23 protein-coding genes are annotated in these 24,081 nt (G+C 35.9%); 13 read left to right on the forward strand and 10 right to left on the reverse strand.

All coding sequences use genetic code 11. The features are described 5' to 3' along the window. The first annotated feature begins 222 nt into the window (after positions 1 to 222). Complete coding sequence (locus ODR02_RS11475) at positions 223 to 1,383, forward strand: thioredoxin family protein (RefSeq protein ID WP_309512530.1); 1,161 nt, start codon at positions 223 to 225, stop codon at positions 1,381 to 1,383. A gap of 71 nt (positions 1,384 to 1,454) precedes the next feature. Here the strand turns inward: ODR02_RS11475 and ODR02_RS11480 are convergent, their stop codons facing one another. Both ODR02_RS11480 and ODR02_RS11485 read right to left on the reverse strand, forming a co-directional pair. Next, positions 1,455 to 2,150: a hypothetical protein gene (locus ODR02_RS11480; protein ID WP_309512531.1), complete on the reverse strand. Its 696-nt coding sequence runs from the start codon at positions 2,148 to 2,150 to the stop codon at positions 1,455 to 1,457. A 318-nt stretch (positions 2,151 to 2,468) separates the two neighbouring features. Beyond that, the gene (locus ODR02_RS11485; RefSeq protein ID WP_309512532.1) at positions 2,469 to 3,491 is read right to left on the reverse strand and encodes a 3-oxoacyl-ACP synthase III family protein; all 1,023 of its coding nucleotides are present in this window, start codon (positions 3,489 to 3,491) and stop codon (positions 2,469 to 2,471) included. 73 nt (positions 3,492 to 3,564) lie between these two features. Between ODR02_RS11485 and ODR02_RS11490 the strand changes: the two genes are divergently transcribed. The 4 genes from ODR02_RS11490 to ODR02_RS11505 all read left to right on the forward strand — a co-directional run bounded on the left by ODR02_RS11490 (position 3,565) and on the right by ODR02_RS11505 (position 7,391). Then, the gene (locus ODR02_RS11490) at positions 3,565 to 4,464 is read left to right on the forward strand and encodes a magnesium transporter CorA family protein (RefSeq protein ID WP_209788574.1); all 900 of its coding nucleotides are present in this window, start codon (positions 3,565 to 3,567) and stop codon (positions 4,462 to 4,464) included. Between the two features lie 106 nt (positions 4,465 to 4,570). Next, entirely contained in the window at positions 4,571 to 6,157 is a 1,587-nt protein-coding gene (locus ODR02_RS11495; protein ID WP_309512533.1) for a patatin-like phospholipase family protein, read from the forward strand. Positions 6,158 to 6,195: 38 nt separating this feature from the next. Then, positions 6,196 to 6,693, forward strand: coding sequence for a DUF2199 domain-containing protein (locus ODR02_RS11500; RefSeq protein ID WP_309512534.1), 498 nt, complete (start codon positions 6,196 to 6,198; stop codon positions 6,691 to 6,693). A 245-nt stretch (positions 6,694 to 6,938) separates the two neighbouring features. Further along, positions 6,939 to 7,391 (forward strand): hypothetical protein, encoded by a 453-nt coding sequence (locus ODR02_RS11505; protein ID WP_309512535.1) that lies wholly within the window; start codon positions 6,939 to 6,941, stop codon positions 7,389 to 7,391. A 45-nt stretch (positions 7,392 to 7,436) separates the two neighbouring features. Here the strand turns inward: ODR02_RS11505 and ODR02_RS11510 are convergent, their stop codons facing one another. Then, complete coding sequence (locus ODR02_RS11510; protein WP_309512536.1) at positions 7,437 to 7,967, reverse strand: NAD(P)H-dependent oxidoreductase; 531 nt, start codon at positions 7,965 to 7,967, stop codon at positions 7,437 to 7,439. Between the two features lie 91 nt (positions 7,968 to 8,058). Here ODR02_RS11510 and ODR02_RS11515 point away from each other — a divergent pair, with 91 nt between their 5' ends. Beyond that, the gene (locus tag ODR02_RS11515) at positions 8,059 to 8,424 is read left to right on the forward strand and encodes a winged helix-turn-helix transcriptional regulator (protein WP_309512537.1); all 366 of its coding nucleotides are present in this window, start codon (positions 8,059 to 8,061) and stop codon (positions 8,422 to 8,424) included. Positions 8,425 to 8,564: 140 nt separating this feature from the next. On the opposite strand, the gene ODR02_RS11520 is transcribed toward ODR02_RS11515, so the two are convergent. Continuing rightward, positions 8,565 to 9,125, reverse strand: coding sequence for a DNA-3-methyladenine glycosylase I (locus ODR02_RS11520; protein ID WP_309512538.1), 561 nt, complete (start codon positions 9,123 to 9,125; stop codon positions 8,565 to 8,567). 161 nt (positions 9,126 to 9,286) lie between these two features. On the opposite strand from ODR02_RS11520, the gene ODR02_RS11525 reads away from it, so the two are divergent. Genes ODR02_RS11525 through ODR02_RS11535 form a run of 3 tightly spaced genes read left to right on the forward strand, consistent with a single transcriptional unit; the run spans position 9,287 to position 11,662 of the window. Further along, positions 9,287 to 10,201, forward strand: a complete 915-nt coding sequence (locus ODR02_RS11525) for an alpha/beta hydrolase (RefSeq protein ID WP_309512539.1) — start codon at positions 9,287 to 9,289, stop codon at positions 10,199 to 10,201. A 38-nt stretch (positions 10,202 to 10,239) separates the two neighbouring features. Continuing rightward, positions 10,240 to 10,596 carry a hypothetical protein gene (locus ODR02_RS11530; RefSeq protein ID WP_309512540.1) on the forward strand — a complete coding sequence of 119 codons (357 nt, stop codon included), beginning with the start codon at positions 10,240 to 10,242 and terminating at the stop codon, positions 10,594 to 10,596. Between the two features lie 52 nt (positions 10,597 to 10,648). Further along, positions 10,649 to 11,662: a TQO small subunit DoxD gene (locus tag ODR02_RS11535; protein ID WP_309512541.1), complete on the forward strand. Its 1,014-nt coding sequence runs from the start codon at positions 10,649 to 10,651 to the stop codon at positions 11,660 to 11,662. 325 nt (positions 11,663 to 11,987) lie between these two features. Here ODR02_RS11535 and ODR02_RS11540 read toward each other — a convergent pair whose 3' ends face one another. The 6 genes from ODR02_RS11540 to ODR02_RS11565 form a co-directional block, all read right to left on the reverse strand. Beyond that, positions 11,988 to 12,584, reverse strand: coding sequence for a hypothetical protein (locus tag ODR02_RS11540; protein ID WP_209788533.1), 597 nt, complete (start codon positions 12,582 to 12,584; stop codon positions 11,988 to 11,990). A 381-nt stretch (positions 12,585 to 12,965) separates the two neighbouring features. Next, entirely contained in the window at positions 12,966 to 14,543 is a 1,578-nt protein-coding gene (locus tag ODR02_RS11545; protein WP_309512542.1) for a DHA2 family efflux MFS transporter permease subunit, read from the reverse strand. 116 nt (positions 14,544 to 14,659) lie between these two features. Continuing rightward, positions 14,660 to 15,763 carry an HlyD family secretion protein gene (locus tag ODR02_RS11550; RefSeq protein ID WP_105680973.1) on the reverse strand — a complete coding sequence of 368 codons (1,104 nt, stop codon included), beginning with the start codon at positions 15,761 to 15,763 and terminating at the stop codon, positions 14,660 to 14,662. 16 nt (positions 15,764 to 15,779) lie between these two features. Next, a complete protein-coding gene (locus ODR02_RS11555) occupies positions 15,780 to 17,096 on the reverse strand; it encodes a TolC family protein (protein ID WP_309512543.1) in 1,317 nt (438 codons plus the stop codon). After that, entirely contained in the window at positions 17,080 to 17,706 is a 627-nt protein-coding gene (locus ODR02_RS11560) for a TetR/AcrR family transcriptional regulator (protein ID WP_238594272.1), read from the reverse strand. The genes ODR02_RS11555 and ODR02_RS11560 overlap by 17 nt, the downstream gene beginning before the upstream one ends. A 298-nt stretch (positions 17,707 to 18,004) precedes the next feature. Continuing rightward, a complete protein-coding gene (locus ODR02_RS11565; protein ID WP_309512544.1) occupies positions 18,005 to 19,123 on the reverse strand; it encodes a DNA polymerase III subunit in 1,119 nt (372 codons plus the stop codon). A gap of 388 nt (positions 19,124 to 19,511) precedes the next feature. Here ODR02_RS11565 and mdlD point away from each other — a divergent pair, with 388 nt between their 5' ends. From mdlD to ODR02_RS11585, 4 genes are all read left to right on the forward strand, one after another. Then, positions 19,512 to 20,831 (forward strand): NAD(P)-dependent benzaldehyde dehydrogenase MdlD, encoded by a 1,320-nt coding sequence (mdlD, locus tag ODR02_RS11570; protein WP_309512545.1) that lies wholly within the window; start codon positions 19,512 to 19,514, stop codon positions 20,829 to 20,831. A 198-nt stretch (positions 20,832 to 21,029) separates the two neighbouring features. Beyond that, positions 21,030 to 22,343, forward strand: a complete 1,314-nt coding sequence (locus ODR02_RS11575) for a hypothetical protein (RefSeq protein WP_209788516.1) — start codon at positions 21,030 to 21,032, stop codon at positions 22,341 to 22,343. Between the two features lies 1 nt (position 22,344). Beyond that, positions 22,345 to 22,935, forward strand: coding sequence for an LPS export ABC transporter periplasmic protein LptC (gene lptC / locus ODR02_RS11580; RefSeq protein WP_047421210.1), 591 nt, complete (start codon positions 22,345 to 22,347; stop codon positions 22,933 to 22,935). Between the two features lie 12 nt (positions 22,936 to 22,947). Continuing rightward, complete coding sequence (locus ODR02_RS11585; protein ID WP_309512546.1) at positions 22,948 to 23,991, forward strand: anhydro-N-acetylmuramic acid kinase; 1,044 nt, start codon at positions 22,948 to 22,950, stop codon at positions 23,989 to 23,991. Positions 23,992 to 24,081: the final 90 nt, after the last annotated feature.

Consider the following 24,081-nt stretch of genomic DNA (forward strand, 5'->3'; position numbering starts at 1 on the left):
TAGTGATATTTTATTTTTTATTAAAACATTCTATTGAAATTTAATCATTTACCTTAAAACAGTCATTTGCGTTAATTTTAATAATAAGACTAAAACAATAGATGATTATCTTTCATACGCCTTGATAGCTGTTTTAAAACTAAAGTTCCTTTATAATTATTTTCAATATGAACGACTCATATGTCATCATATTTATTACATTTGCAGGGAATAAAAGTTTTTATGAAAAAAATAGCCATACTTTCCTCAATCTTTATAGGAGCCCTTGCATGGGCGCAGGGAATTAAATTTGAAGACAGCAACTTTGCTTCTATCCTTGCCAAAGCAAAAAAAGAAAAAAAACTGGTCTTTATTGATGCATATGCTTCATGGTGTGGACCTTGTAAGCTAATGGTGAAAAATATTTTCCCGCTTCAGTCTGTAGGTGATTATTACAATTCTCACTTTATCAATGCTAAAATTGACATGGAAAAAGGAGAAGGAATTGAGCTTGCCAAAAAATATAACGTAAAAGCATTCCCTACCTATCTGTTTATTGACGGAAACGGTGAAGCAGTACACAGAACGTTAGGATATGTAGAAGAAAAAGACTTTATCCAGTTTGCCAAAGATGCTGAAGACCCGAATAAAAGACTTACTTCTCTGAAACAGCAATTTGAAAAGGGAGAGAAAAACCCTGAGTTTTTAAAGAATCTTGCCGGACTTACTATGTATAACGATGCTGAGTTTGCCGGAAAAGTACTTAACCGTTATTTCCAGCAGAAACCCAATTTAGATCAGGAAGATATCCAGATGCTTCTTTCAGGGGTTCAGACAACAGATAGTCCTTTGTACAAGATGTTCCAGGATAAAAAAGCAGAGATCATTAAATTCTTCCCTGAAGATAAATACGAAAAGTTTGATAAAAACATCAAGCTGAACACTGTTTCTAAAAAAGCTTATAACCCGGATACAAAAAAATGGGATGACAACTATTTCATGGCTGAAACCCAGAAATTCCTGAGCAAAGAAGAGGCCGACAAGATTTTAAAAAGAATGAAAGCCAACAGAGCTTTAAAGAACAAAGATATTCCTGAGTATGAAAAATTAATCCTTGACCTTTACAAAGATTATTCTGCAGCAGGTTCTGAAGAACTGAATTCTCTTGCATGGAACTTCTTTGAAAATGTAAGCAATAAGACATCTCTGGAAAAAGCCATTACATGGGCACAAGAATCTGTAAAGAAAGACCAGAACTTTGCCAATACAGATACGCTAGCCAATCTTTACAATAAGGTAGGAGATAAGAAAAATGCAAAAATGTGGGCTGAAAAATCTATTGAACTGGCAAAAAGTACCGGACAGGATTCTTCTGACACAGAAAAATTATTAAAAAGCCTTTAATAGAGTATACTATATAAATAAAAAACCGCAGAACTTTCATTCTGCGGTTTTTTGTTTTTTGATTAAAATGTTTAATTATTATATACCAAAACCTGCATCTTAGTAAGCATTGCTTCTGTATCACCATTATATCCTGCATAAGCAGAAGGAACAAAATTAACTGTAGCACTCCCAGACCACGAAGTATATTGAATTTTAAAAGTATAAGTTCCCGCTGCAAGGGTTACCGATTTCAAAAATGTCACCGGAATCGGCATATTTAGCAAAGTGATTCCCCCAGGAAAACTTCCTGCTTTAGTAGCGAAAGCTGAAGAAATTTTCACTCCATTCTGTAAAAGGGCAAAAACCCCTTGGCTCGAATTACCATCTAATAATGTAGCATATCCTAAAATAGTAAATAAAAAGGTCTGAGTTCTCCCTGCAGGAACTGTTAAAGTAATAGTAACTCCCGGCACATCAATTGTTGCTCCAGGAGCAGCTGTAGCAGCTGTAGTTCCCTGTACATAATAAGCGTTGTTAATCGTTCCGCTTATTGTATTCACTGTTTGCCATGAGGGTGCAGCCGCAACACCGTTAGAAGTCAGAATCTGACCGGAAATTCCTGCTGATCCAGCTGTTGTACTATCTCCACCTACATTTAATTCATTTACTACCTGTAATGAACCGTTGACATGTAAGGTCTTCTGAGGAGTTGAAGTCAGTATCCCGACCTGCCCCAAAAAAAACATGGGAACCAAAAAAGCTCCCAGTAATAAATAATTTTTCATGTTTTTTGTTTCTAGAAATTTCGCTTAATAAACTTAATAAAGTTACTATTATATATATTTTTCTTAAAAAAACTTTAATGAATATTTTCAATTAAAAAACAACAACTATACTACAAGTTCTATAACACAAAAAATTCACTTTAAAAACCAAAAACACGTACATAATATACTAAAAAAACAATGATTTAAATTAAATTATTAAAACAAATAAACAAAACAAATTAAAACCTCTATTAAAAACAAAAAAAAACACAGAACGAGAGTTCTGCGGTTTTTTTTTAGCTATTTTGCAATGAAGCCTTTTCGCCTTTTTGTTTATTAATATTCAAACAAAACACTTCCCCAGGTAAATCCGCTTCCGAAAGCTGAAAGAAGAACCAAATCTCCTCTCTTGATTTTTCCTTGCTCAATCGCTTCACTTAAAGCAATGGGAATAGAAGCAGCCGTTGTATTTCCGTATTTCTGAATATTATTAAAAATCTTATCATCCGGCAGTCCAAATTTTTGCTGAACAAACTGAGCAATTCTAAGATTCGCCTGGTGTGGAATGAACATATCAAGATCTTCAATGGTTTTTCCTGCTTTGTTCAGTGCTTCCATCATGGTTTCCGGAAATCTTGTTACGGCATGTTTGAATACAAAGTTTCCGTTCATAATAGGATAAACTTCTTTATTGGTAACATTCTCCGATTCTTTTCTCATTCTGTCACTCCATCCGAATTTAGATCCCGGAAACTGTGTACATAATTCATCGGCATATTTTCCTTCAGAATGCATATTCATCGCTAATATATCTCCTGCATTTTCATCTTCTGATGCAGAAAGAACAACAGCTCCTGCTCCATCTCCAAAGATTACAGAGACCCCTCTTCCTTCGTCAGAAAAATCCAATCCGAAAGAATGAACTTCTGCTCCTACAACAAGAATATTTTTATAAGTTCCTGATTTAATAAATGCATTCGCAACACTCATAGAATAGACAAATCCTGAACACTGATTTCTTACATCCAATGCTCCAATGGTATCACATCCCAACATATCCTGAAGCAATACTCCACATCCTGGAAAATAATAATCCGGAGAAAGTGTTGCAAAAACAATATAATCAATATCCTTAGCAGTCAGACCCGCTTTTTCAAGGGCTTTTTCAGAAGCTTTAAATCCTAGATAAGCGGCTGTTTCCTGAGAATCATTTCTATTTTTACGATGTCTTCTTTCCTTGATCCCCGTTCTTTCCGTAATCCACTCATCATTGGTCGTCATGAGTTTTGCTAAATCATCATTTGTAACAACGTTATCTGGAACATAAAATCCCACACCTTTTATTGTACTTTTAATCATATAGTTTTTTAATTTTGGCAAAGATAAAACTTATTTAACACATAGTTTTTCAAAATATTAGTATTTTTACTTTATGCCAATTGATACGATATACAGAACCTCCCAGTGCGAATGGGTAGATGTAGAGGCTCCTACTGTAGAAGACCTGAAATTTCTTCATGAAAGATATGAAATCAATAATCTTCTGCTGGAAGATACAATGGATCCTAATCACCTTCCGAAATATGAAGAAGACGGGAATATAAAATTCTTCTTACTCCGTGAAAGTACAGAGCTGGAAAGAAAGAATTTGAATACCATCAGCGATATCAGCACCAAGATTGGAATTTTTTTGGTTGAAAATACCATTATCACCATCCACAGGATGAAAACCAGAAGCATCACTGAAGTCAAGAAGAAAGTTTCTTTGATTCAGGAAGATCTTAATCCTCAGCAGATCACGCTGATGATTGCTATATTGATCATGAAAAGTTTTGATGATGAATCTTTAAGTCTGTTTGAAACGATGGACAATATAGAGAATGAGATTTTCCTTAAAAATACCAATCATACCAGCCAGATCCGCCGTCTTTACAAACTGAAACGAAAATCAGGATTAAATTCCAGGGTACTGGTGATTTCCACGGATGCTATTGATAAATTTAAATTACTGAATTTACAGGACTCTGAAATTGTCGATTTAAAGGATAAGCATAAAGATGTAGTGGCAGATTTTGACCACTTGAATATTCAGATCACCAACCTTATTTCCATGTTCCTTGCACTTTCGGATCAAAAGGCCAATCAGGTGATGAAGGTTCTGGCTATTTATTCAGTTTACTTCTTACCGATTACTTTTATTGCCGGAGTTTACGGAATGAACTTCGATAATATGCCTGAGCTTCACCATAAATATGGATATTTTATAACGCTTGGAGCCATGGCAACGGTTGTGATCAGTACGTTTATTTATGTGAGACGAAGACAGTGGTGATTAATTTTATATCAACACAAAAGCGCAAAGATTTTATCTTCGGTAAAATAGACATCGGTTGATTGCATTTTTGCCTTTAACCAACACACCATCAAAACAAAATACCATGACCACTGAAAACCTCAACAAAATTCTGGGAGATCCTTCTCTTTCACAGGCATCTAAAGATAAACTGCTTGCCTTACACGAGAATATATCTGCCAAAGAATTCTCTGATCTTCTGGATCAGAATGGTAATCAGTATGTAGAATTTGTACAGGAAGGTGGCGGTGTCTGGGGAAGCGCATTGGTAGGGTATCTTTACGGACTGGAAATATTCGGCATCCGTTTTCTGAAAGTAGCAGGAACAAGTGCCGGAGCAATAAACACCATGCTCATTGCAGCCTGTAAAACCAAAGAAGAATCTAAAAGCGCATTGATCAAAGATATTCTTTTCAGTTGGGATTTTTCAGATTTCATGGATGGGAAAACCTATGTAAAAACAACGCTCCATGCGATGCTGAACAACAAAGATTTTTTTAAGATCAATGCTGTTATTGCCGCTATCCTTTTTATTATTCTGATCAGTATTCCTTTTTTCGCTCCTTCAACAACAATTCTGAATGCCAAACTGATGTTTCTGATTCCTCTGATTCCGGCTGTCATTCTCTTTTTCTGTATTCAAAAGCTCTACAATAATTTCAGGAAAGAAAACAGCGGACTGAATCCGGGAAATGCTTTTCAGAATACCATGCAAAATGCACTGGATCAATTTGGAATAAAAACGGTTGCCCATCTCAATGAAAAATTCATTCAGAAAGAACAGAATCTCAACCTCAATTACCGTTATGGAAACGGGCAGGAATATTATCTGATGGCGCTGCAAAGCATCGAAAAAATTAAAGTTAAAAACCAGGTACACATTGACCAAACCCGATACAGAATTTTCTATGAAAGCGCTGTCAACAATGATTACTATAAAAACAACCCGTTTTATCTTCTGAAGTCTGAATATGTAATCATTACCACTGACATCAATGCTAAAATTAAAGTGGAGCTTCCTACGATGGCCAATCTCTACTGGTCTGAAGAGGAACTGAAACACATCAGTCCGGCTGAATTCGTAAGAGCCTCTATGGCGGTTCCCCTTTTCTTTGAACCTTTTCAGAAACAAATCAATAAAGATGACAGTTCTGTAAAGTACGCCTGGAGATACTGGATGAATACAAAACCGGAAGATATTAATCCTGCCGGAGTTTTCATTGATGGTGGCAGTATTTCCAACTTTCCTATTGACCTGTTTCATGCTGATGAAGTTTTTTATCCGAGAATGCCCCTTTTCGGAGTACAGCTGACGAGCGATTCTGCTATTCTTTCTGAAAGAGGGAAAACCAGTGAGGAAATTCTCAAAACACCCTTCAGTTATGCCGGAAATATCATCAGCACCTTAAAAGGATTTAATGACAAAACATTCCTTACCAAACATACTTTTTATCGTTTATACAGCATACAAAGTGTCAACTGCGGTACCAGCAGCTGGCTGAACTTCTTCATGAAAAAAGAAGAAAAGGAAGAACTTTTCAACAGAGGTTTTCAGGCTGCCCTTGATTTTCTTAACACCTTTGATTGGGAAAAGTACAAATATGAAAGAATGATGCTTACCATGAAGGAGAAAAAAATACTGAAAGAAGAAGATACCCCTACCGTGGGATAAGGATTTTTAGGTATTTTAGCCGAAATGCAAATTTAATCATGAAATACATCTGCCAATGCTGTGGAGAAGAGAAAGAAGACTGGCCTGCAATAGCCTATTCATATCCTTATTTTTACTCCTGCTTATCTGAAGAAGAATTAAAGAATGCTGAACTCAGTTCAGACCTTTGCGTTGTAAAAGAGGAAGAAAATACCCGTAGATTTATCCGTACTGTTCTTGTACAGGAAGTCACAGATGATTGCAGAGATCTGGATTACGGAATCTGGGTATCCCTGAGTGAAAAGAGCTTTGATGAATATGTGGAAAATTATGACAATAAAGAATTTGAAGCCGAGTATTTCGGATGGCTTTCTACGTATCTTCCGGATTATGAATTTGAAGAAAGTGTTCCTACCACAGTTGTAGTGAATAATTCTATCGGCCGCCCTTTTGTCTATCCTCACCAAAGTTATGACCATCCATTTGTACATGATTTTTATAATGGAATTGCAAAAGAAGAAGCAGAGAAAAGAATCAATCGGGTTTTAAATAAATAGAAAATGAAATCAATTTACAAGTACCTATTTTTTATCGGATTATCAATGTTTGTTCTATCCATTATAATGTTTTTTACGTCTATTGGATTATTTACAGCAAGAGGAGATTATTCTGAAATCATTGTAAATTTAGGTGAAATTTCCTTTTTCCTCTGGCATCCTTTTTTAATCATTGGAATATTTTTAACTATAGTAGGAATAGTTGGTAGACTAAAAAAAAATAAATAAAAATATATTAACTGAATATGAAAAAATTTGTGTCAGAAAAATTCCATATTATTCTTTTGGTACTCACTTTAGGATTAATCATATTCTGCATGGTAGACGAGAATTTATGGGTAAAGAAAATGCTCAAACCCCCTAAATATACAATTGGAGAAGCTGTTACGGATTGGCATCCAAAGAATAACAATGGTGTAGGAACAGATTATAGATATCAGGTTAGTAATAAAATATATTTTAAAACAACAAATTATTCTTACAAAAAAGGAGATAAATTCCTCATCATTTTCGATTCTATAAAACCTAAAAATGCAAAAGTTCTTGGCATTTATTCTATTGAGAACTATCTTATAGATTTAAAAGTTCCTTCAAAAGGCTGGAAATATCAGGATGTGCCTTTTAATATTGATAGTAATACCATAAAGAAATATTTACAAGACTGGAATGTGGAACCTTTTGAATATATTCAGCAATAAAGTTGAACTCCTTTAATTCAAGAGTCCAACTTCATTTTTATATTTTTATAAATCATCCAAAAACTCCAGATACATCGGAACACTTCTGTTGATCCATTCATCGGAAGAATCTCTTTCAATTCCATAATAAACGAAAGGTTCTTTGTAGTCTGCCTTTATATAATCAAAGGTCAGTTCGTAAGGTCGGAAAAGTTCCTTCATGGTGTATTTATATTCTCCAGATGTACTGTACCCTTCTTCATCTATTCCTGCGGTAACAGCCAGTGACATTTTCTTTCCGGCCAGTTTGAAACCGCTGTTGCTTCCATATGCCCAACCATATAAAACCACTTCATCCAGCCATTGTTTTAAAAGCGGCGGACTGCTGAACCAGTAGAAAGGAAACTGAAATACAATCTTATCATAAGATTCCATCAGCTTTTGCTCCTGAGCTACATTGATTTTTCCGTCAGGATAAGCTTCGTATAATTGATGAACCGTATATTTTTCAGGGTATTTTTTTAATTCGTCAATCCATTTTTTATTGATAACAGATTTTTCAATATCAGGATGGGTAACAATTACTAAGGTCTTCATTATGTTTAAATTTCTATGACAAAATTACTACACGTAACTTACATTTCGTACATTAGCTACCCATTGTATGGTACTATAAAAAATGTAAGTAATGACTAAAATAAAGGAAAATTCAACCAATTTTGCCAATAAAAAAGCGCTTGCCGATGAATGTCCAGAGATCTATGCTTCCAACATTATCGGGGGACAATGGGCGTTGGCGATCTGCTGTTATCTGATTAATGGAAAAATGCGTTTTGGAGAATTGAGAAAAAAGCTTCAGAACATTACAGAACGTATGCTTACCCTTCAGCTCCGAAGACTGGAAGAAGATAAAATCATCACCAGAACAGTGTATGCTGAAGTTCCGCCAAGGGTAGAATATGAACTTACAGAAATAGGCTACAAACTGAAACCCATTATCCTGGAATTTGAAAAATGGGGCAATGAGCATAAACAGATTATGGATAAGGAATAAAAAGGGTTTAAAATCTTAGTGAACCGGATTGAGCTGTCTTTTCTTATTCTCAATTTTTGCAAGCTAGATTCCTACGGAATGACAAGTAGGGGTGTTTGACATTAATACACATTCTGTCATTCCGTAGGAATCTAAATTTATTATTTATTCAAATTTTCTTTCCACAAAGGTTTTTGAGCCAATACTTTCGAATGTATCGGACAGCTTTCGTGATGAGCTCCTTTGAGATATCCCGTACTCATGAGAAATTCATTGACAATCTCTCCGCCTGTAAATTTGAAGGTTTTCTTGAATAGCTTCATCCATTCCTGCAATGTCATTGGATGATGATGTTCCAGCCATTTCTCGAACGAACCAAATTCCTTCTGTAATTCTATAATCTTTTTTGCATTTTCAATGGCAGCATTCACTTTCAGTTTATTCCTGATAATCCCCGGATCGCTTAACAGTCTTTCACGGTCTTTCTCTGTATAAGCCGCTATTTGCTGAATATTAAAATTGTCATACGCTTTTCTGAAGCTGTCTTCTTTTTTCAGAACGGTTTCCCAGCTTAATCCCGCCTGATTGATTTCAAGAATCAGTCTTCCAAACAACTCATTATCATCATGAATAGGAAATCCATAATAGTTATCATGGTAATTTTTGTGCAGTTCTTTTCGGCTTTCGGGCTGCATTCCTTCTATGGCTAAACAATAACTCATTGAAATATTCTGTTTAAATTCTAAATAATGTGGTAAAGATAAGACAGGTTTGTGACAACTGTACGTCAGTAGTATTTTAATGTTAATAATAATTCTATGTGCTTGAGGTCTTTCAGCTCAGAGAATATTTAGTAGTTTAGAAGACTCAAAAAACGATCAACATGAAATTTCTGTTTTCCATTCTTCTTATGATATGTTCAATATCCTTTCAAGCACAGAATTTATACTCAAAGGCTTATGGAAATCCGAAAAATACTCCTGTCATTTTTATTCATGGCGGCCCCAGCGGAAATGCAACTTTATTTGAAGGAACTACAGCCCAAAACCTTGCCGATAAAGGATTTTATGTCATTGTCTACGACAGACGTGGTGAAGGACGCTCAAAGGATGAAAATGCAACCATGACATTCAAAGAAAGCTTTGAGGATTTAAAAAGTATTTATACCACTTACCATATCAAAAAAGCCAATATTCTTGCCCACAGCTTTGGGGGAATTATCGGGACCTTATTTACAGAACAATTTCCGGAAAAAATAAAATCCCTTACGCTTGCCGGAGCTTTATTTACCCAACAGGAAACCTACAACCATATTTTAAAACAAGCTAAAGAACATTTTAAAAATGATCCTGCCCGGCTTAAAGAGATTTCGGAAATAGAAAGTCTGGACAAAAATTCTGCCGCTTATAGAAAAAGATGTTATGATATGGCTGGGAAACTTGGATGTTTTGATATGCCCCATCCTACTCCCGAAAGTGAAATGCTGAGAACGGAATACAAAGCAGGGGAATTCAACAAAAACAATATAAGAAACCCTGATTCTCCTCTTAAATTCTACCAAAATGAGTCTCAGAATAATCTTGATAATACTGCCATTTTAAAAAGTATCAGCAAAAAAGGAATTCCCATTTTTGCAGTGTATGGCAAGAATGACGCAATATTTTCAGAAAAACAGCTGAATGACCTTAAAAATATTGTCGGGAAGAACCATTTCAGGCTTATTGATAACTGTTCCCACTACTTATTTGTGGATCAACAGAACGATTTCCTGGAATTTATAAAGCTCACATTAAAATAAAGTGTAGTTTTGTAACCATGCCCTATTCAGGAATCCATATGAAAACCTATAAAGCCATCATTACGATGCTTATATTGGTGTTTTCATTATCACCATGTTCTGTGAAAAGAAATGTTCTTGATATTTTTGACATTCAATACATCAGCGGGCTGAATAAAGTAAAAACAACTTCATCTCTTTCCTTTAGCTGTGATCTCGCTTCTGCTTCTTCAGGAATTTCAATTTCAAAAACTAAAGTTCAAAGCCGATACAGTAAATTCTTATTGAGTGCTAATCAAGCTACAGGTAACTTTGTTGAAGAAAAGATTTCCCTCAATATCTATTCCGGGCATTCTACAGGAAACAGCCCTCCAAAATATATTCTATTTAAAAGACTGAAACTTAATCTGATTTAAAAATTTTTAAATCTAATAACAATCAGTTTTTTACAATACAATATTAATTTCAATGAAACATACCATAAACAGCCAGTCTTCGGACCTGGCCGGATTATATACTTTATCCCTCCGCATGGTGATCGGATGGACTTACTTTTCAGCGTTCTGGCGCCGACTTATCCTTGAAAACAAGCTTATTCCTGACGAAAAAGGATACATAGGAGAAAAATTCAATCATTTTTTACCTAATGCCCTCGGCATAAAACCTATTATTGAATATCTTGTTACCCATCCGGATGCCTTGGAGCGCTCCATGATCATCTTTACCATTATTGAAGCCGTTGTAGGATTATTCATTATTCTCGGATTATTTACACGGTTAATGAGTATCGGAATTTTCAGTCTTGCCCTCGGGATATTATTAGGTTCCGGCTGGCTGGGAACAACCTGTCTTGATGAATGGCAGATCGGAGTTTTAGGAGTTGCCGGCGGATTTGTTCTGTTTCTTACCGGAAGCGGTCCTTATTCACTGGATTATTATTTCATGAAGAATAACAAAAGCTTCACTCAAAAAAGATGGTTTCAGTGGCTTGGCTCAGGAAATTTCCCTGTCTCACAACCCAAAGTTCTTGTACTGGCAGGTTCGTTTATCATATTGGGTTTAACTCTTTTTACCAATCAGTATTTCCATGGAGGTGTATGGGGAACCCTGCATAATAAATCGGTAAAACCGAAGCTGGAAATTTCAAATATTTCTCATACTAATTCGGATTTAAAATTTGAAGTGTACAGAACGGAAGGAGCCGATGTGTACGGTTCTTTTCTGATAGGCATTCATATTCTGGACAAAAATGGAAATATTTTAAAAGAGCTGGATCACAAAGAACTTGCCGGATTGTCTAAAGAAAATATAAAAAATCATTACGTTGCCAAAGTGAAACCGGGAAAGCACAGTCTGGTAATTCCATTGGGAGCAAAGGCTGATGTAACCGTGAGTATTGATGATATAATTGAAAAAAGTGAAATTCAGACGCTAAAACTGATTGATATCAGTGGTATTGAATGGATCGAGAATATTAAATAAAATAATTTGTTGGTAGACGCAAAGGCACAAAGGATTTTCATGCTTTAGGCTATAAGACGCAAAGATTTTATCTCCGATAAAATTGAATGCTGCAGACGATATTTATCTGTTTTGTTAAATGGGTAACACCCATTCCTATTGATTTTTCTTTATGATATCATTTCGTGAAAATAAAATCTACGGAATCAACTAAATCGTAAGTTTGCTTATCAGTTTTGTCTCAAACCATTGGATATTTATCCATAATAAAAGCGGATTAAAATCCGCTTTTATTACTATTTTGAAATAAAAATTCTGTAAAATCAACGAGATATTTGTAAGAATTCTATTTTTCTACGATTACTACATGATAACTGCATGAGCTGTCAGGATCTAGTTTGAGGACTTTTATATCCAATAAAACATCCAGTCCCATTGTATCGCAAACTCCCTGTATGAAAGGTTTTATGACCGGCCATTTCAGCAAACCCGCAATCTGCAGGCTCTGGGTGATTTTATGATAGCGGTCTACTCCTTTAATCAGTAATTCACATTTGTAGTCATTTAATTCTTTAAATTCAAAGTTATATTCGGGACTGGATGTAAAAATTGCTCCTATCAGTATTTTTGCTACAGCAGGAATACCAGGCTGCAGGTTAGGTTTTGTTTCAAGATTTCTCAGCGCCATTCTTGATCCGAGATCATACATAAAAGTACTGGAAAGCTGTTCTATAGCTTCTGCTCCATAAAGTTTTCCGATTTGTTTGAGCATCCCTCCATAAAAAGCACCTGTAATATCTGACAAGCGCTGGGTAAGTTCAGTAAAGGTTTTGGGAAAGAAATCTGAAATAATCTGAGGCTGATCCATTTCAGGAAGATAAACATCATTTTCTCTGAAGTCGGATAACGCGGCATACGTTTCCGGCAATTGAATTTGATTCATATTTAATACGGTTTAATTAGGTAACGCAACGAAACACACCACTTCATACAGCTTCGGAAATGGGAAAATTGTCTTTATGGAATATAAAAACAAAATAAAAAGTAGCTGTTTCAACTGTTTTTAATACATGAAGTTCAGATAAAAATCTGATACTGTATTGCGATAAATCCTTTTTGATTGGACTCTTGAATGGTGAGGGAATGTATTCATACTTTTTTCATTTGGTACGGTAAAGCTAGACAAAATAAATAAATTCTCCAATATGTGATATTATTTTTTCTTTAACAAAATTACAATCCAAAGATATTGACTGATACTATTTTACAACAGAAACAACATAAAAAAACCTTCGAAAAGTTCGAAGGTTTTTTTTATTATAATTTAGTGCATGGCTTCACTCAAATCTATTTTTTCTTTGCTCTTTCTTTCTTTTACAAGTAAGATAAACGGAATACATATCAGGAATACGATTCCGAGGTAAAGAAATACATCCATATAGGATAATACCGTTGCCTGTTTCGTTACGGATAAGTCGAGCATTTTATACGCGGCATTCATTGCTGCATCAGGAGTCATTCCTTTCGCTACAAAATTTGCTTTAAGGGCGGCAAGCCTTTGCTGAACTTCAAAACTGTTTTCGTCAAGGTGGGAAATCAGGTTATTCCTGTACTTCTGACCCGCATTGGCAATAAAGGTAGTAATTGCTGCAATCCCGAAAGATCCTCCCAGCTGTCTCATCATCCCTGTGAAAGCGGCTCCCTGACCAATCTCCTGCCCTTTCAGTGTACTTAAGGACAAAGAGGTAATCGGAATAAACAATAATCCCAAACCTGCTCCTCTCACAATCAACATCCAGAAGAAGGCATCTTTACTGGTATCCGGTGTCAGAATTTTGTATCCCCAGAAGCTATAGACAAAGAAGATGAATAATCCTAAAGAAACCAGAATCTGTTGTTTTGCTCCTTTTGCCAGTAATCTACCAATGATAGGCATCATAAAGGCCGTCGTTAAAGCTGCCGGAATCATCAGTGCCCCTGACTGAAGTGCCGTCCATCCCAAAATACTCTGGGTATACAGTGGAACGATGAATGTAGAACCATACAACCCGAATCCAAGCACAAATGACATCATGGTTCCGATTCTTAAATTGCTGTTTTTAAGTACCCTGAGCTCAACGATTGGATATTTAAAGGTAAGCTCTCTCCAAAGGAATAATATAAATCCTAAAATTGCGGCTACTGTGAAGGCTACAATCATTCCGCTTTCAAACCAGTCTTCTTCATGTCCTCTTTCCAGAATGAACTGTAATGAACCTACTGTTACTGCCAGCAATCCAATCCCAATCCAGTCAACATCCGAGACTTTACGTTTTTCTGCATATTTCGGACTTCTTACAAACTGCAGTGTCATCAAGGTTGCTGCAATTCCAATCGGAATATTAATATAGAAAATATAGGGCCAGCTGAAGTTATCAACGATATATCCTCCAAGAGGCGGACCTAAGGTAGGACCGATAATTACTCCCAAACCATAAATAGCCTGAGCCATACTTCTTTTTTCAATCGGATAAGATTCCGTAATAATCGTCTGTGAAGTTACCAATAAGGCTCCCCCACCGATTCCCTGCATCAATCTGAAGAACACAAGTTCCCAGATATTGGTCGCATTTCCACATAAAAATGAAAATATGGTAAATATAATGATGGATGCCGCAAAGTAATTTCTACGCCCAAACTGCTGGGAAAGCCAGCTCGTCATTGGTACTATAATTACGTTACCAATGGCATAAGCCGTAATTACCCAACCCACTTCAGAAAGTGTAGATCCAAGATTCCCCTTCATTTCATTCAAGGCAACATTGACAATCGTGGAGTCTACAATTTCAAGAAGGGCACAAAGGATAGCCGTAATCGTAATGATTACTCTACGCGCTCCATATTCTACTAATGAATCTTGCATAAGTTTTTTACGATGTAAAAAATCAATGGTAAATTTTGCTTCTCAAGTGAATAGTGAATTTTAAAGCTGATTCCCTATTAACAACGAAATTCATTGACTTTTAACAGTTTTAAAGGTTATTTCAAAGCAACTTCTGCCTTCACGTTCATTCCTGTTCTTAATCTTTTTGCAATGTTTTTATCAAGATTTACAAAATCGATTTTTATAGGAAGTCTCTGAACTACTTTTACGAAGTTACCACTCGCATTATCCGGAGGAAGAATAGAGAAAGTAGCTCCTGTAGCCGGAGAGAATGAACTTACCACTCCTTCAAACTCCTGATCAGGGAAAGCATCAATCTCAATTTTCACTTTTTGCCCTTCTACCATTTTATCTACCTGTGTTTCCTTAAAGTTGGCCACAACCCATTTCTGATCGTTTTTAACCAAAGCAAACAACTGTGATCCTGCCTGCAGATACTGACCTGCCTGTGTAGATACTTTCCCTACATGCCCGTCTTCAGGTGCAAGAATTACGGTATATGATAAGTTTAATTTTGCATTTTCCACATCTACTTCTCTTTGTTTAGCAACAGATCCGGCAACACTGATTTGTTGTGAACTTGCAGCCGTTTGAGAAGAAGCAATATGGGTTTGCTGAGCAATTTGATTTCTCTGATCAACTAAAACCTGTAACTGTCTGTCTGCAGATTGTTTTGCTGCTAAAGCCTGCTCATATTGCTGTTCTGTAATAGAATGGTCTTTTACAAGATTAGCATATCTCTTCAAATCCTGAGAAGTTTTCCAAACATTTACTTTTGCGGCTTCTATCTGAGCATTGGCAGTGACTACCGCTGCTTCTGAAGAACCGATATTTTTTGAAGTAGCCGTTGTAGTAGCTTCTGCATTGGAGATATTACTTCTCGCTGTAGATAATGCTGCCTGAGCCTGTTCAAGAGCCATTTTCTGATCTCTGTTATCCAAAATCACCAACGTATCTCCTTTCTTTACAAACTGGTTGTCTTTTACTTTTACCTGAGCTACATATCCTGAGATTTTAGAAATTACCGGTGACATATTGGAAGCGATTTGAGCATCGTCAGTCTCTTCATGGTACTGTCCGTAAGTAAACGCTCTGTAACCGTAGATTCCTCCTCCGATTACTACTGCAGCTAAAATGATAGGAAAAACTAAACTTTTTTTCTTTTTAGGTTCAACTGCCTGTGTATTATTATTTTCCATTTTGGTTTCGATCTGATTATTTAATTGTTAAAGTTCCTGTTGTCTGTAATAGTTTTCTGTATGCCAGTGCAGCATCTGCCTTAGCATTGATTACGCCAACGTTGGCAGCAATCTGCGCCGCATCTGCATCCAATAATTCTGTCATGGTTGCAAGACCGTTATCGTATTTATTTTTGGTAATTCTGTAGTTTTCATTAGCCTGCTCAGCAGATTTTTCAAAAACAGTAATTCTCTTCTTTGAATAATCTGTGTTCTGATACTCTCTGTTTACATCAAGCTTAATGTTATCATTCAATAATTCATCGGTAGCAGCAAGCTGTTTTTCTCTTGCCTGCGACTGTCTCAATGAAGAATTTTCTTTCCACAGGTTGGATAAGTTATAGGAAACTCCAATCCCTACGTTAATCGCATTGTAAACAGTAAGAAACTTAGGAATATCAGCTGCGACATAACCTCCTGTAAAGGCAATAGAAGGAAGATTTTCTGCTTTTGCTGCTTTTGATCCCAGTTCTGCCGCTTTTCTCTGTTGAGCCAAAGCCTGTAAGTCTTTACGGTTTTCTCTGGCTTCGGCAACATAAAAATCAACAGGTTTTACATCTGATCCTTCCTCAATATAATTTTCATCTACTGCCAGCTCTGTCGTTTCAGGAAGTCCAAGTAATAAATCCATATTGATGTTGGCAATATTGTAGTTATTTTTAGCTTCCAACAGTTGAAGTTCAATATTTGAAGTCTGAAGATTTGCCTTTAATCTGTCATTTCTTGCAATCAAACCATTGTTTTCCATTTTAAGGAAAGTTTCATCTCTTTTTTGAGAAGCGGCAAGATTTTCTTCAAAGACCTTGATAGACTGGTTGGCTTTAAACAGGTTGTTATAAGCCTGGGCGACATTATAAGCAATGGCAATTTTATCATTCTCAGTACTTAGTTTAGAAGCTTCTACCAAATATTTAGCTGACTGAATACCATATTTGATTCTTCCCCCGCTGTAGATCGGAACGCTAAGGTTAGCTGAACCGTAAAGCACCTGATGTACTTCTGGGCCACCTGCTCCACCGGAAACTCCCGGAAGTTTAATATCAACATTCGGTTTTATCGGAAGGTACATATAGCTACCTGACACTTTTAATTCCGGTAACTGTCTGTTTTTAGCCTCCAAAAGATCAGCTGTAGCCTCTTCGATCTTGGCTGCATCGATCTTGAGATTCTTGCTGTTCTGGATTCCCAGCTGCACGGCTTCGTCAAGAGAAAGTGTTTTTTTCTCCTGAGCATTTACATTTGCTATTCCTACGAATAGTGATAATGCAATCACTGAGTTATTTATTCTCTTCATAACCTAAAAGGTCTTTTAGTAAATATTTTATATGTTTATTAAGTTCTGTGTAGTATTTTTCATCAAAAGCTTCTTCATCTTCTGTTTCATTCAGGAACTCTTTATACATTTCTTTAGCATTGAATGCATAAAATAAGGTTCCGCTTACCGTGGAATGAAGCAGATAAATAGGTGGGTTTTTGGTGAAAATTCCATTTTTAAGACCACTTTCCAATATTTGGGAATACATAGAAAGGAATCCCATTTTGGTTTGTTTCAAAAATTCTACAATCTGAGGATTCTTTGTATGTAGCTGCTCTCTCTGCATAATTCTGTAGAAGCATTTTTGAGTTCTGATCTTGTGAGAAAACTGATCAATAACTTTTTCAATTTTCTGCCACTCGTTGATATCTGTTCTTCCCAAAAGATCCTTTGAAAAAAACTGACCTTCATTCATTCTGTATTCCACTAATTTCTCATAAAGTTTTTCCTTAGAGCCAAAATAATACGAGATCATAGAGATGTTTACATTAGCATCCTTTGCAATTTCGCGGGTGGAAGTCCCTTCGAATCCCTTTTCTGCAAAAAGCTTCTCGGCTGCGAATAATATATTTTCTTCTTTTGAAATCATGTTAGTGTTCATTTTTCAGGGCGCAAATGTACACAAGTTTTAACACAAATCAAACGATTGATTGATTTTTTAATATAGATTTAATTTATTGTAACAGAAAGACGATTTCTATAATGAGTGCTGGAACTTCTGGAAAGCCTGTTTTGGAAGAAAAACAGCTGGATAAAGTTTAATGATAATGGAAAATTTGGAGGAAATTCTCTACAAAATATTAATCTTTAACACAATTTTACTGGAAAACACCTCTTTAAAAAAGGGAAAATACAAACAAAAACTCCGGTGAGAGCCGGAGTTTTATTTATGTGCTTTTGTGAATATATCTTGATAATTTTATGCCGAGATCGGTCCAGACAATTTTAGGATTTCCGTTTCGGGTAAGGTGCAGATCCGCAGTATTGATTTCTTCCAGAATACTTTCAATGTTGGCGCCACTGATAAATTTTGAAAACCCGGCCCAATTGAAGCCGTTCGCATTAATCTTTTTATACACCAGATTTTCGGACTGATAATTTTGAAGTAATGCCAGTCTGAAAATTTCAGAACAATAGTTGAGGAAGTTTTTCTGTTTTTCCCTGTTCCATCCTGCAATTTCCCTTGCCCAGAAAATAATGCTTTTTAAATATTCAGGTTTCTTTTTAACCATAAATGCATCTCTCACCCACTGTACAAAGAGCTTTTCGAATTCATTGCTTTTATCTCCAGAATTCAGCAGTTTTATGGCATCATTGAGATCTCCCTGTGCTTCATGAACAATCTCTCTCACTTTTTCTTCAGAAACAGAAAAATTCTTTTTGAGATGATTTTCAATATCTTCATCATTAATTCTGGGAATCTCTACAATCTGTGCTCTGGAAAGAATGGTTGGAAGAATATCGTTGGTGCTTTCAGCTGTAAGAAGAATAACAGTCTTTGCAGGTGGCTCCTCCAAAAATTTCAAAAACTTATTGGAAGCGGCAATATTCATTTTATCAGCTCTCCAGACGATAAGAATTTTGGTTCCTCCTTCATAACTTTTCAAAGAGAACTTCTGATTCTGGTCATCAATCTCATCAGCAGAAATAAATAACTGTTTATTCTCCGATTCTAAAAAAGCAGTCCAGTCATCATAACTTGCATAAGGAGAAGCCAGGATCATTTCTCTGAACTCATCAAATTTATTTTTACTTAATGAATTTTTATTATCGGTAAAAACCGGAAAACTGAAATGCAGATCCAGGTGATTAAGGTGCTCTACCTTCACCGCAGCATGTTCATTTTCCCGCATGAAAATTTCCCGTGCATAGGCCAATACCATAGGCAGTGTTCCGTATCCCTCCTTTCCTACAAAAAGTTGGGCATGGCTCACTCTGTTTTCAGCAATGCTTTCTCTAAGAAGTTTTTTCAGATTTGTCTGTCCGGCGATGTTCTCCCAATTCATGTTTCAAAGATAAAAAATCTTCTCTCATTTCATAAAATTAAGTCTGCTTAAAATCCATAAAAATATAGATCATACATTTTGAGTTTCCTTAAATCTATAAAAATACAGGATATAATAAAACCATGAAGAAGGGTTGAAGAAATAAAGTATAGTTAAGATGAATCATTCTGATTTTAAGCTTATAGCGAAGCTTATCTTACTACTCTTAACACCTTCATACCATCTTAGTGGTTCAAAAAAATGCCTCCTATTATAGGTAATATCAATAATAGGATTAGAATAAAATATAAATTAAATTTTACACAATGTAATTTTATACAATACATTTGCAACGTGAAATTATTCGTAAATTCATTACCATTTCACACCTATTTAAAATATTAAACCAATGGATACAAACCTGGAACAAAAAATTAAAGGGATATTTCAACAGCAGAAAGCCTTTTACAAAACGAATCAGACTAAAGATATTGAATTCAGAAAAGCACAATTAAGAAAATTCCGTGAAGTTTTTTTACAGCATACTGATGCACTTTGTGAGGCTTTGGATACAGATTTGGGGAAAAGCAGAAAAGAAGCAGAGTACGTGGAGATTCAAATTGTTATCAGTGAACTTGATTATTTGCTGGAAAATGTTGATGAATGGGCAAAGCCAACTCCTGTACCATCAAAACCACATCCTTCAGGTGCTGAAATTGTAAGTAAAGTGACCTATCAGCCTTATGGAGTTACGTATATTATCGGACCTTTCAACTATCCAGTTCAATTAACATTCAGTCCGCTGATTGGGGCTTTGATTGCAGGAAATACAGCCATTATAAAACCTTCTGAAAATACGCCTCATGTAGCTCAGGTTCTTGAAGATATTGTCAGAAAATCTTTTGATGAATCTTATGTAGCGGTTATTCAGGGTGCTATTGAAGAAAATACATTGTTATTAAGTTTACCTTTTGATTATATTTTCTTTACAGGAAGCCCGAATGTCGGGAAGATTGTTATGAAAGCAGCTGCAGAGCAGTTAATTCCGGTGACCCTTGAACTGGGTGGAAAATCTCCAACGATTGTTCATAAAGATGCAGATCTGGATAAAGCCGTTGCAAGAATATCTTATGGAAAATGGATTAACTGCGGACAAACCTGCGTTGCTCCGGATTATATCTATATCCATGAGTCTGTAAAGGATGCCTTCATTGAAAAATTCAAAGCTAATCTGGATACAACTTATGAAGGAGAGTCACTTGGGAAAATAGGAAAAATAGTTAGTCAGAACCAGATTAAAAACCTGGCGGGTTATCTGGAAGCAGCTCCGGAAAAAGTGATTTACGGTGGAAAATATGACCTTGAAACGCGCCATTTTGGGGCTACACTAATGGATAATATTACCTGGGATGATCAGGTGATGCAGCAGGAGATCTTCGGGCCTATTCTTCCTATTATGACGTATAGCGATATGGAAGAGGCTTTGGAAGAAATCAATACCCGTCCTAAACCTTTAGCATTGTATATCTTCACAGAAAATCAGGAACTGGCTGATTATGTTTTACATCATACCACAAGCGGAGATGCTGAAATCAACAGTGCCATTATCCACGTGGGTTCTCATTATTTACCTTTTGGCGGAGTAGGAACTTCAGGAATGGGAAAATACCATGGAAAGTTCAGTTTTGAATGCTTCAGCCACAGCCGATCTGTCCTTCAGGTAAAATAAATAATCAGGTAATAACGAATATAATAAAGACTGTCTGCTCAAGAACAGTCTTTTTTTATGTACAACAGAATTGCTATTTTTAAGGCTGAAAATTTGCATTTTTCTTTGAAAGAAAAGCCCTTAACAAACTTTAACCACATATAATTTTTACAATTCATTAATATTTAAGATATTTGCGCATTGTTTTAAAAATAAAGAATGAAAAAAATCTTTGTAGTATCATTCATATCAGTTGGATATTTTCTTAATGCACAGAGTCTAAGCAACTCTCCTTATGCAACGTATGGAATTGGAGATGTGAAATATGATAATACGATCGAAACTACTTCTATGGGAGGTATATCTACTGCTTTTATAAGTGATTTTACCAGTAGTTTCAATTTTGCCAACCCGGCAAACAACGCCAATTTTGAACTTACGAGTATCAGACTGGAAGCTACCAACGAAAACAATTATTTCAAATCGAACTATAACGATATGAAATCTACAAAGCATTCTACGTATCTTTCCAATATTTCGCTTGCATTTCCATTATCTTCTAAAGTAAAAATGGGAATCTCTTATCAGCCATACAGTTCTAAAAGCTACGATATCGTAACGGAACAGCTTGGTGAGGATAAAACTCCTCTTTATAGAAATAATTTTAAAGGAAGCGGAACTTTGAACACTGCTCAGATTGCTCTTTCTTATAAGATCAGTCAGGAATTGTCTGTAGGGGCAAAAGCTAACCTTTACTTTGGAGATCTTAATGACCTTAATGAGTTCCGTGCTTACAACAGTAATCTTGGTACCTATGTAGGTGAATATGTTAATGGTTATGAGACTAAAAACAGAATCAGAAACTTTAATTTCACATTAGGTACAAGCTACCAGACTTTAAATACGCGTACTGATAAGAAGTTTACCGTAGGAGCTACTGCTACTTTTGGTAATACAAGTAATATGACTACTCAGTACACCAATAGTACATACAGATATTCTGATGCTCAGGAGACTACTAAAGTTACCGGATCAGAAACAATCATAGAGCAAAAAGAAACAAAATCTAAAAACCTTCTTCCACTACAGGCTTCATTAGGGGTTGGATATGGAAGTGAAAACCACTGGTTTGTATCAGGACAGGTAGATTATAAAAAAGGAGAAGATATCTCTTATTTTGGTAAAGATTTTAATTTCCAGGATACTTACAGAATTTCTGCAGGGGGATGGTATCTTCCTAACTACAATAACTTTAGAAACTACTTCTCAAGAGTAATCTATAGATATGGTGCTTTCTACGAGAGAGGAAACCTTAATCTGGAAGGAAACAGTATCAACAAGTTCGGTATTTCTGCAGGGGTTATGCTTCCATTCAAAAACAGTAGTATCACAAGAATGAGTGGTCTTGAAATAGGGTTAGAAGTAGGTAAGAGAGGTACTCTTCAAAACAATCTGATCAACCAGAATTTTGTTAACCTGAGAATCGGCTTTAATTTTGCTGACAAATGGTTCAGAAAGACTCTTTATAACTAAAATGAACTTTTCAAAAAAAATATCATATAAAAATATAGCATGCCTTTTTAGTTGTGCTATATTTTTTATATTGACATCCTGTGAAGAGGATCTTACCAAAAGAAATGGTAGCCAAAGCAAAAATTTCCCTTCACAAATCATCAACAACGCCAATATTATACAGCGTGATTCCGGTTTTGTTACTTTAAAGGCCAAAGCACCGATCATTGAAAAATATGAGCTGATCGACAGCCCGTATGTGGTAGCCAGAAAAGGAATCGACATTGAGTTTTTTGATAAAAAGAAACCTAAGGTTCCAGGAAGAATTACAGCTAAATACGCCCGTATTTTTGAATACAAAAAGTTCTACGAAGCCAAAGGTGATGTAAGAATAAAAACCAATGAAGGCCAGAGATTTGCCATGCAGAGTATTTATTGGGATCAGCGAAAAAACAGAATTTATACCAAAGATACGGTATACGTTACCATGGAAGACGGCTCTACGCTGGTAGGTGCCAATGGAATGACTGCCAAAGATGATTTTTCCGAATATACATTCTATAACAACTCAGGAGATTTCAGTTCAAAAAGAATTTCTGAGAATAAAAAATAATTCCAAAAAACTATGAAAGCTCTGGCTATTGGACTGATGTCCGGGACAAGTCTGGACGGTTTGGATATCTGCCTTGCCAAATTTGAAAAACAGGACAGATGGACCTTTCAAATCCTGAAGGCCGAGACACTCTCCTATTCTGAGGGTTGGGAATCTCAACTTAGAAACTCAGTTCACCTTTCTGCTGAAGATTTACTGGAACTGCATTCAGAGTATGGTTTTTATCTGGGACAGCGGGTTAAAGAATTTATTCATAAACACCAACTTGAAAATATCGACCTGATTGCTTCTCATGGGCATACCGTTTTTCATCAGCCAAAGAGAAAATTCACCCTTCAGATTGGTGATGGCAGAGCAATCAAACTGGAAACCGGATTACCCGTCATTTATGATTTCAGAAGTCAGGATGTCCTAATGAATGGAAATGGTGCACCTCTGGTTCCCATAGGTGATGCATTGCTTTTTTCAGAGTACAGCGCTTGTTTAAACCTTGGCGGTTTTTCCAATATTTCATTACAATCAGGCGAAAAAAGAATCGCTTTTGATATTGCCCCGGTTAATATTGTTTTGAATTATTTGGCTCAAAAGCTTCATAAAAACTTTGATGAAAACGGAGCATTGGCTGAAAAAGGAAAAATCAATGAAACCTTACTGAATCAGCTTAACGCATTGGATTTCTACCATATTCCACCTCCAAAATCTTTGGGAATTGAATGGTGCAACCAGCATATATTTCCAGCTCTTGAAAATATAGAAACCCTGGATGCGCTGGCAACTTTTACAGAACATGCCGCGCAGCAGATTTCCCTTGTGATCAATAAAAATAATATAAAAGATATTCTGGTTACAGGCGGAGGTGCCTACAACACGTTTTTAATTGAAAAGATAAGAGCAAAAACAAAAGCCGAGGTGATCATCCCTGAAAAAGAGATCATCAATTATAAGGAAGCTTTGATTTTTGCCTTTATGGGCGTTCTAAAAATGAATAATGAGATCAATGTGTTGTCTTCTGCCACAGGAAGTACAGCAGATCATTGTTCGGGAGTTATTGCTTAGATATTTTCATACTTTTATTTCACCGATCAGCTCAGTCAGGGAAATATCATTTATTGCATAAGTTACAGAAATAGTGACAATACTGGAAGT

The sequence above is a fragment of the Chryseobacterium sp. CFS2 genome, assembly GCF_036543225.1.
Taxonomy (GTDB): Bacteria; Bacteroidota; Bacteroidia; order Flavobacteriales; family Weeksellaceae; genus Chryseobacterium; species Chryseobacterium culicis_A.

Bases quoted from the DNA above. Each gene is read 5' to 3' on its own strand.
- ODR02_RS11475 (WP_309512530.1), top strand. From the start codon at position 223: ATGAAAAAAATAGCCATACTTTCCTCAATCTTTATAGGAGCCCTTGCA.
- ODR02_RS11480 (WP_309512531.1), bottom strand. From the start codon at position 2,150: ATGAAAAATTATTTATTACTGGGAGCTTTTTTGGTTCCCATGTTTTTT.
- ODR02_RS11485 (WP_309512532.1), bottom strand. From the start codon at position 3,491: ATGATTAAAAGTACAATAAAAGGTGTGGGATTTTATGTTCCAGATAAC.
- ODR02_RS11490 (WP_209788574.1), top strand. From the start codon at position 3,565: ATGCCAATTGATACGATATACAGAACCTCCCAGTGCGAATGGGTAGAT.
- ODR02_RS11495 (WP_309512533.1), top strand. From the start codon at position 4,571: ATGACCACTGAAAACCTCAACAAAATTCTGGGAGATCCTTCTCTTTCA.
- ODR02_RS11500 (WP_309512534.1), top strand. From the start codon at position 6,196: ATGAAATACATCTGCCAATGCTGTGGAGAAGAGAAAGAAGACTGGCCT.
- ODR02_RS11505 (WP_309512535.1), top strand. From the start codon at position 6,939: ATGAAAAAATTTGTGTCAGAAAAATTCCATATTATTCTTTTGGTACTC.
- ODR02_RS11510 (WP_309512536.1), bottom strand. From the start codon at position 7,967: ATGAAGACCTTAGTAATTGTTACCCATCCTGATATTGAAAAATCTGTT.
- ODR02_RS11515 (WP_309512537.1), top strand. From the start codon at position 8,059: ATGACTAAAATAAAGGAAAATTCAACCAATTTTGCCAATAAAAAAGCG.
- ODR02_RS11520 (WP_309512538.1), bottom strand. From the start codon at position 9,125: ATGAGTTATTGTTTAGCCATAGAAGGAATGCAGCCCGAAAGCCGAAAA.
- ODR02_RS11525 (WP_309512539.1), top strand. From the start codon at position 9,287: ATGAAATTTCTGTTTTCCATTCTTCTTATGATATGTTCAATATCCTTT.
- ODR02_RS11530 (WP_309512540.1), top strand. From the start codon at position 10,240: ATGAAAACCTATAAAGCCATCATTACGATGCTTATATTGGTGTTTTCA.
- ODR02_RS11535 (WP_309512541.1), top strand. From the start codon at position 10,649: ATGAAACATACCATAAACAGCCAGTCTTCGGACCTGGCCGGATTATAT.
- ODR02_RS11540 (WP_209788533.1), bottom strand. From the start codon at position 12,584: ATGAATCAAATTCAATTGCCGGAAACGTATGCCGCGTTATCCGACTTC.
- ODR02_RS11545 (WP_309512542.1), bottom strand. From the start codon at position 14,543: ATGCAAGATTCATTAGTAGAATATGGAGCGCGTAGAGTAATCATTACG.
- ODR02_RS11550 (WP_105680973.1), bottom strand. From the start codon at position 15,763: ATGGAAAATAATAATACACAGGCAGTTGAACCTAAAAAGAAAAAAAGT.
- ODR02_RS11555 (WP_309512543.1), bottom strand. From the start codon at position 17,096: ATGAAGAGAATAAATAACTCAGTGATTGCATTATCACTATTCGTAGGA.
- ODR02_RS11560 (WP_238594272.1), bottom strand. From the start codon at position 17,706: ATGATTTCAAAAGAAGAAAATATATTATTCGCAGCCGAGAAGCTTTTT.
- ODR02_RS11565 (WP_309512544.1), bottom strand. From the start codon at position 19,123: ATGAATTGGGAGAACATCGCCGGACAGACAAATCTGAAAAAACTTCTT.
- mdlD (WP_309512545.1), top strand. From the start codon at position 19,512: ATGGATACAAACCTGGAACAAAAAATTAAAGGGATATTTCAACAGCAG.
- ODR02_RS11575 (WP_209788516.1), top strand. From the start codon at position 21,030: ATGAAAAAAATCTTTGTAGTATCATTCATATCAGTTGGATATTTTCTT.
- lptC (WP_047421210.1), top strand. From the start codon at position 22,345: ATGAACTTTTCAAAAAAAATATCATATAAAAATATAGCATGCCTTTTT.
- ODR02_RS11585 (WP_309512546.1), top strand. From the start codon at position 22,948: ATGAAAGCTCTGGCTATTGGACTGATGTCCGGGACAAGTCTGGACGGT.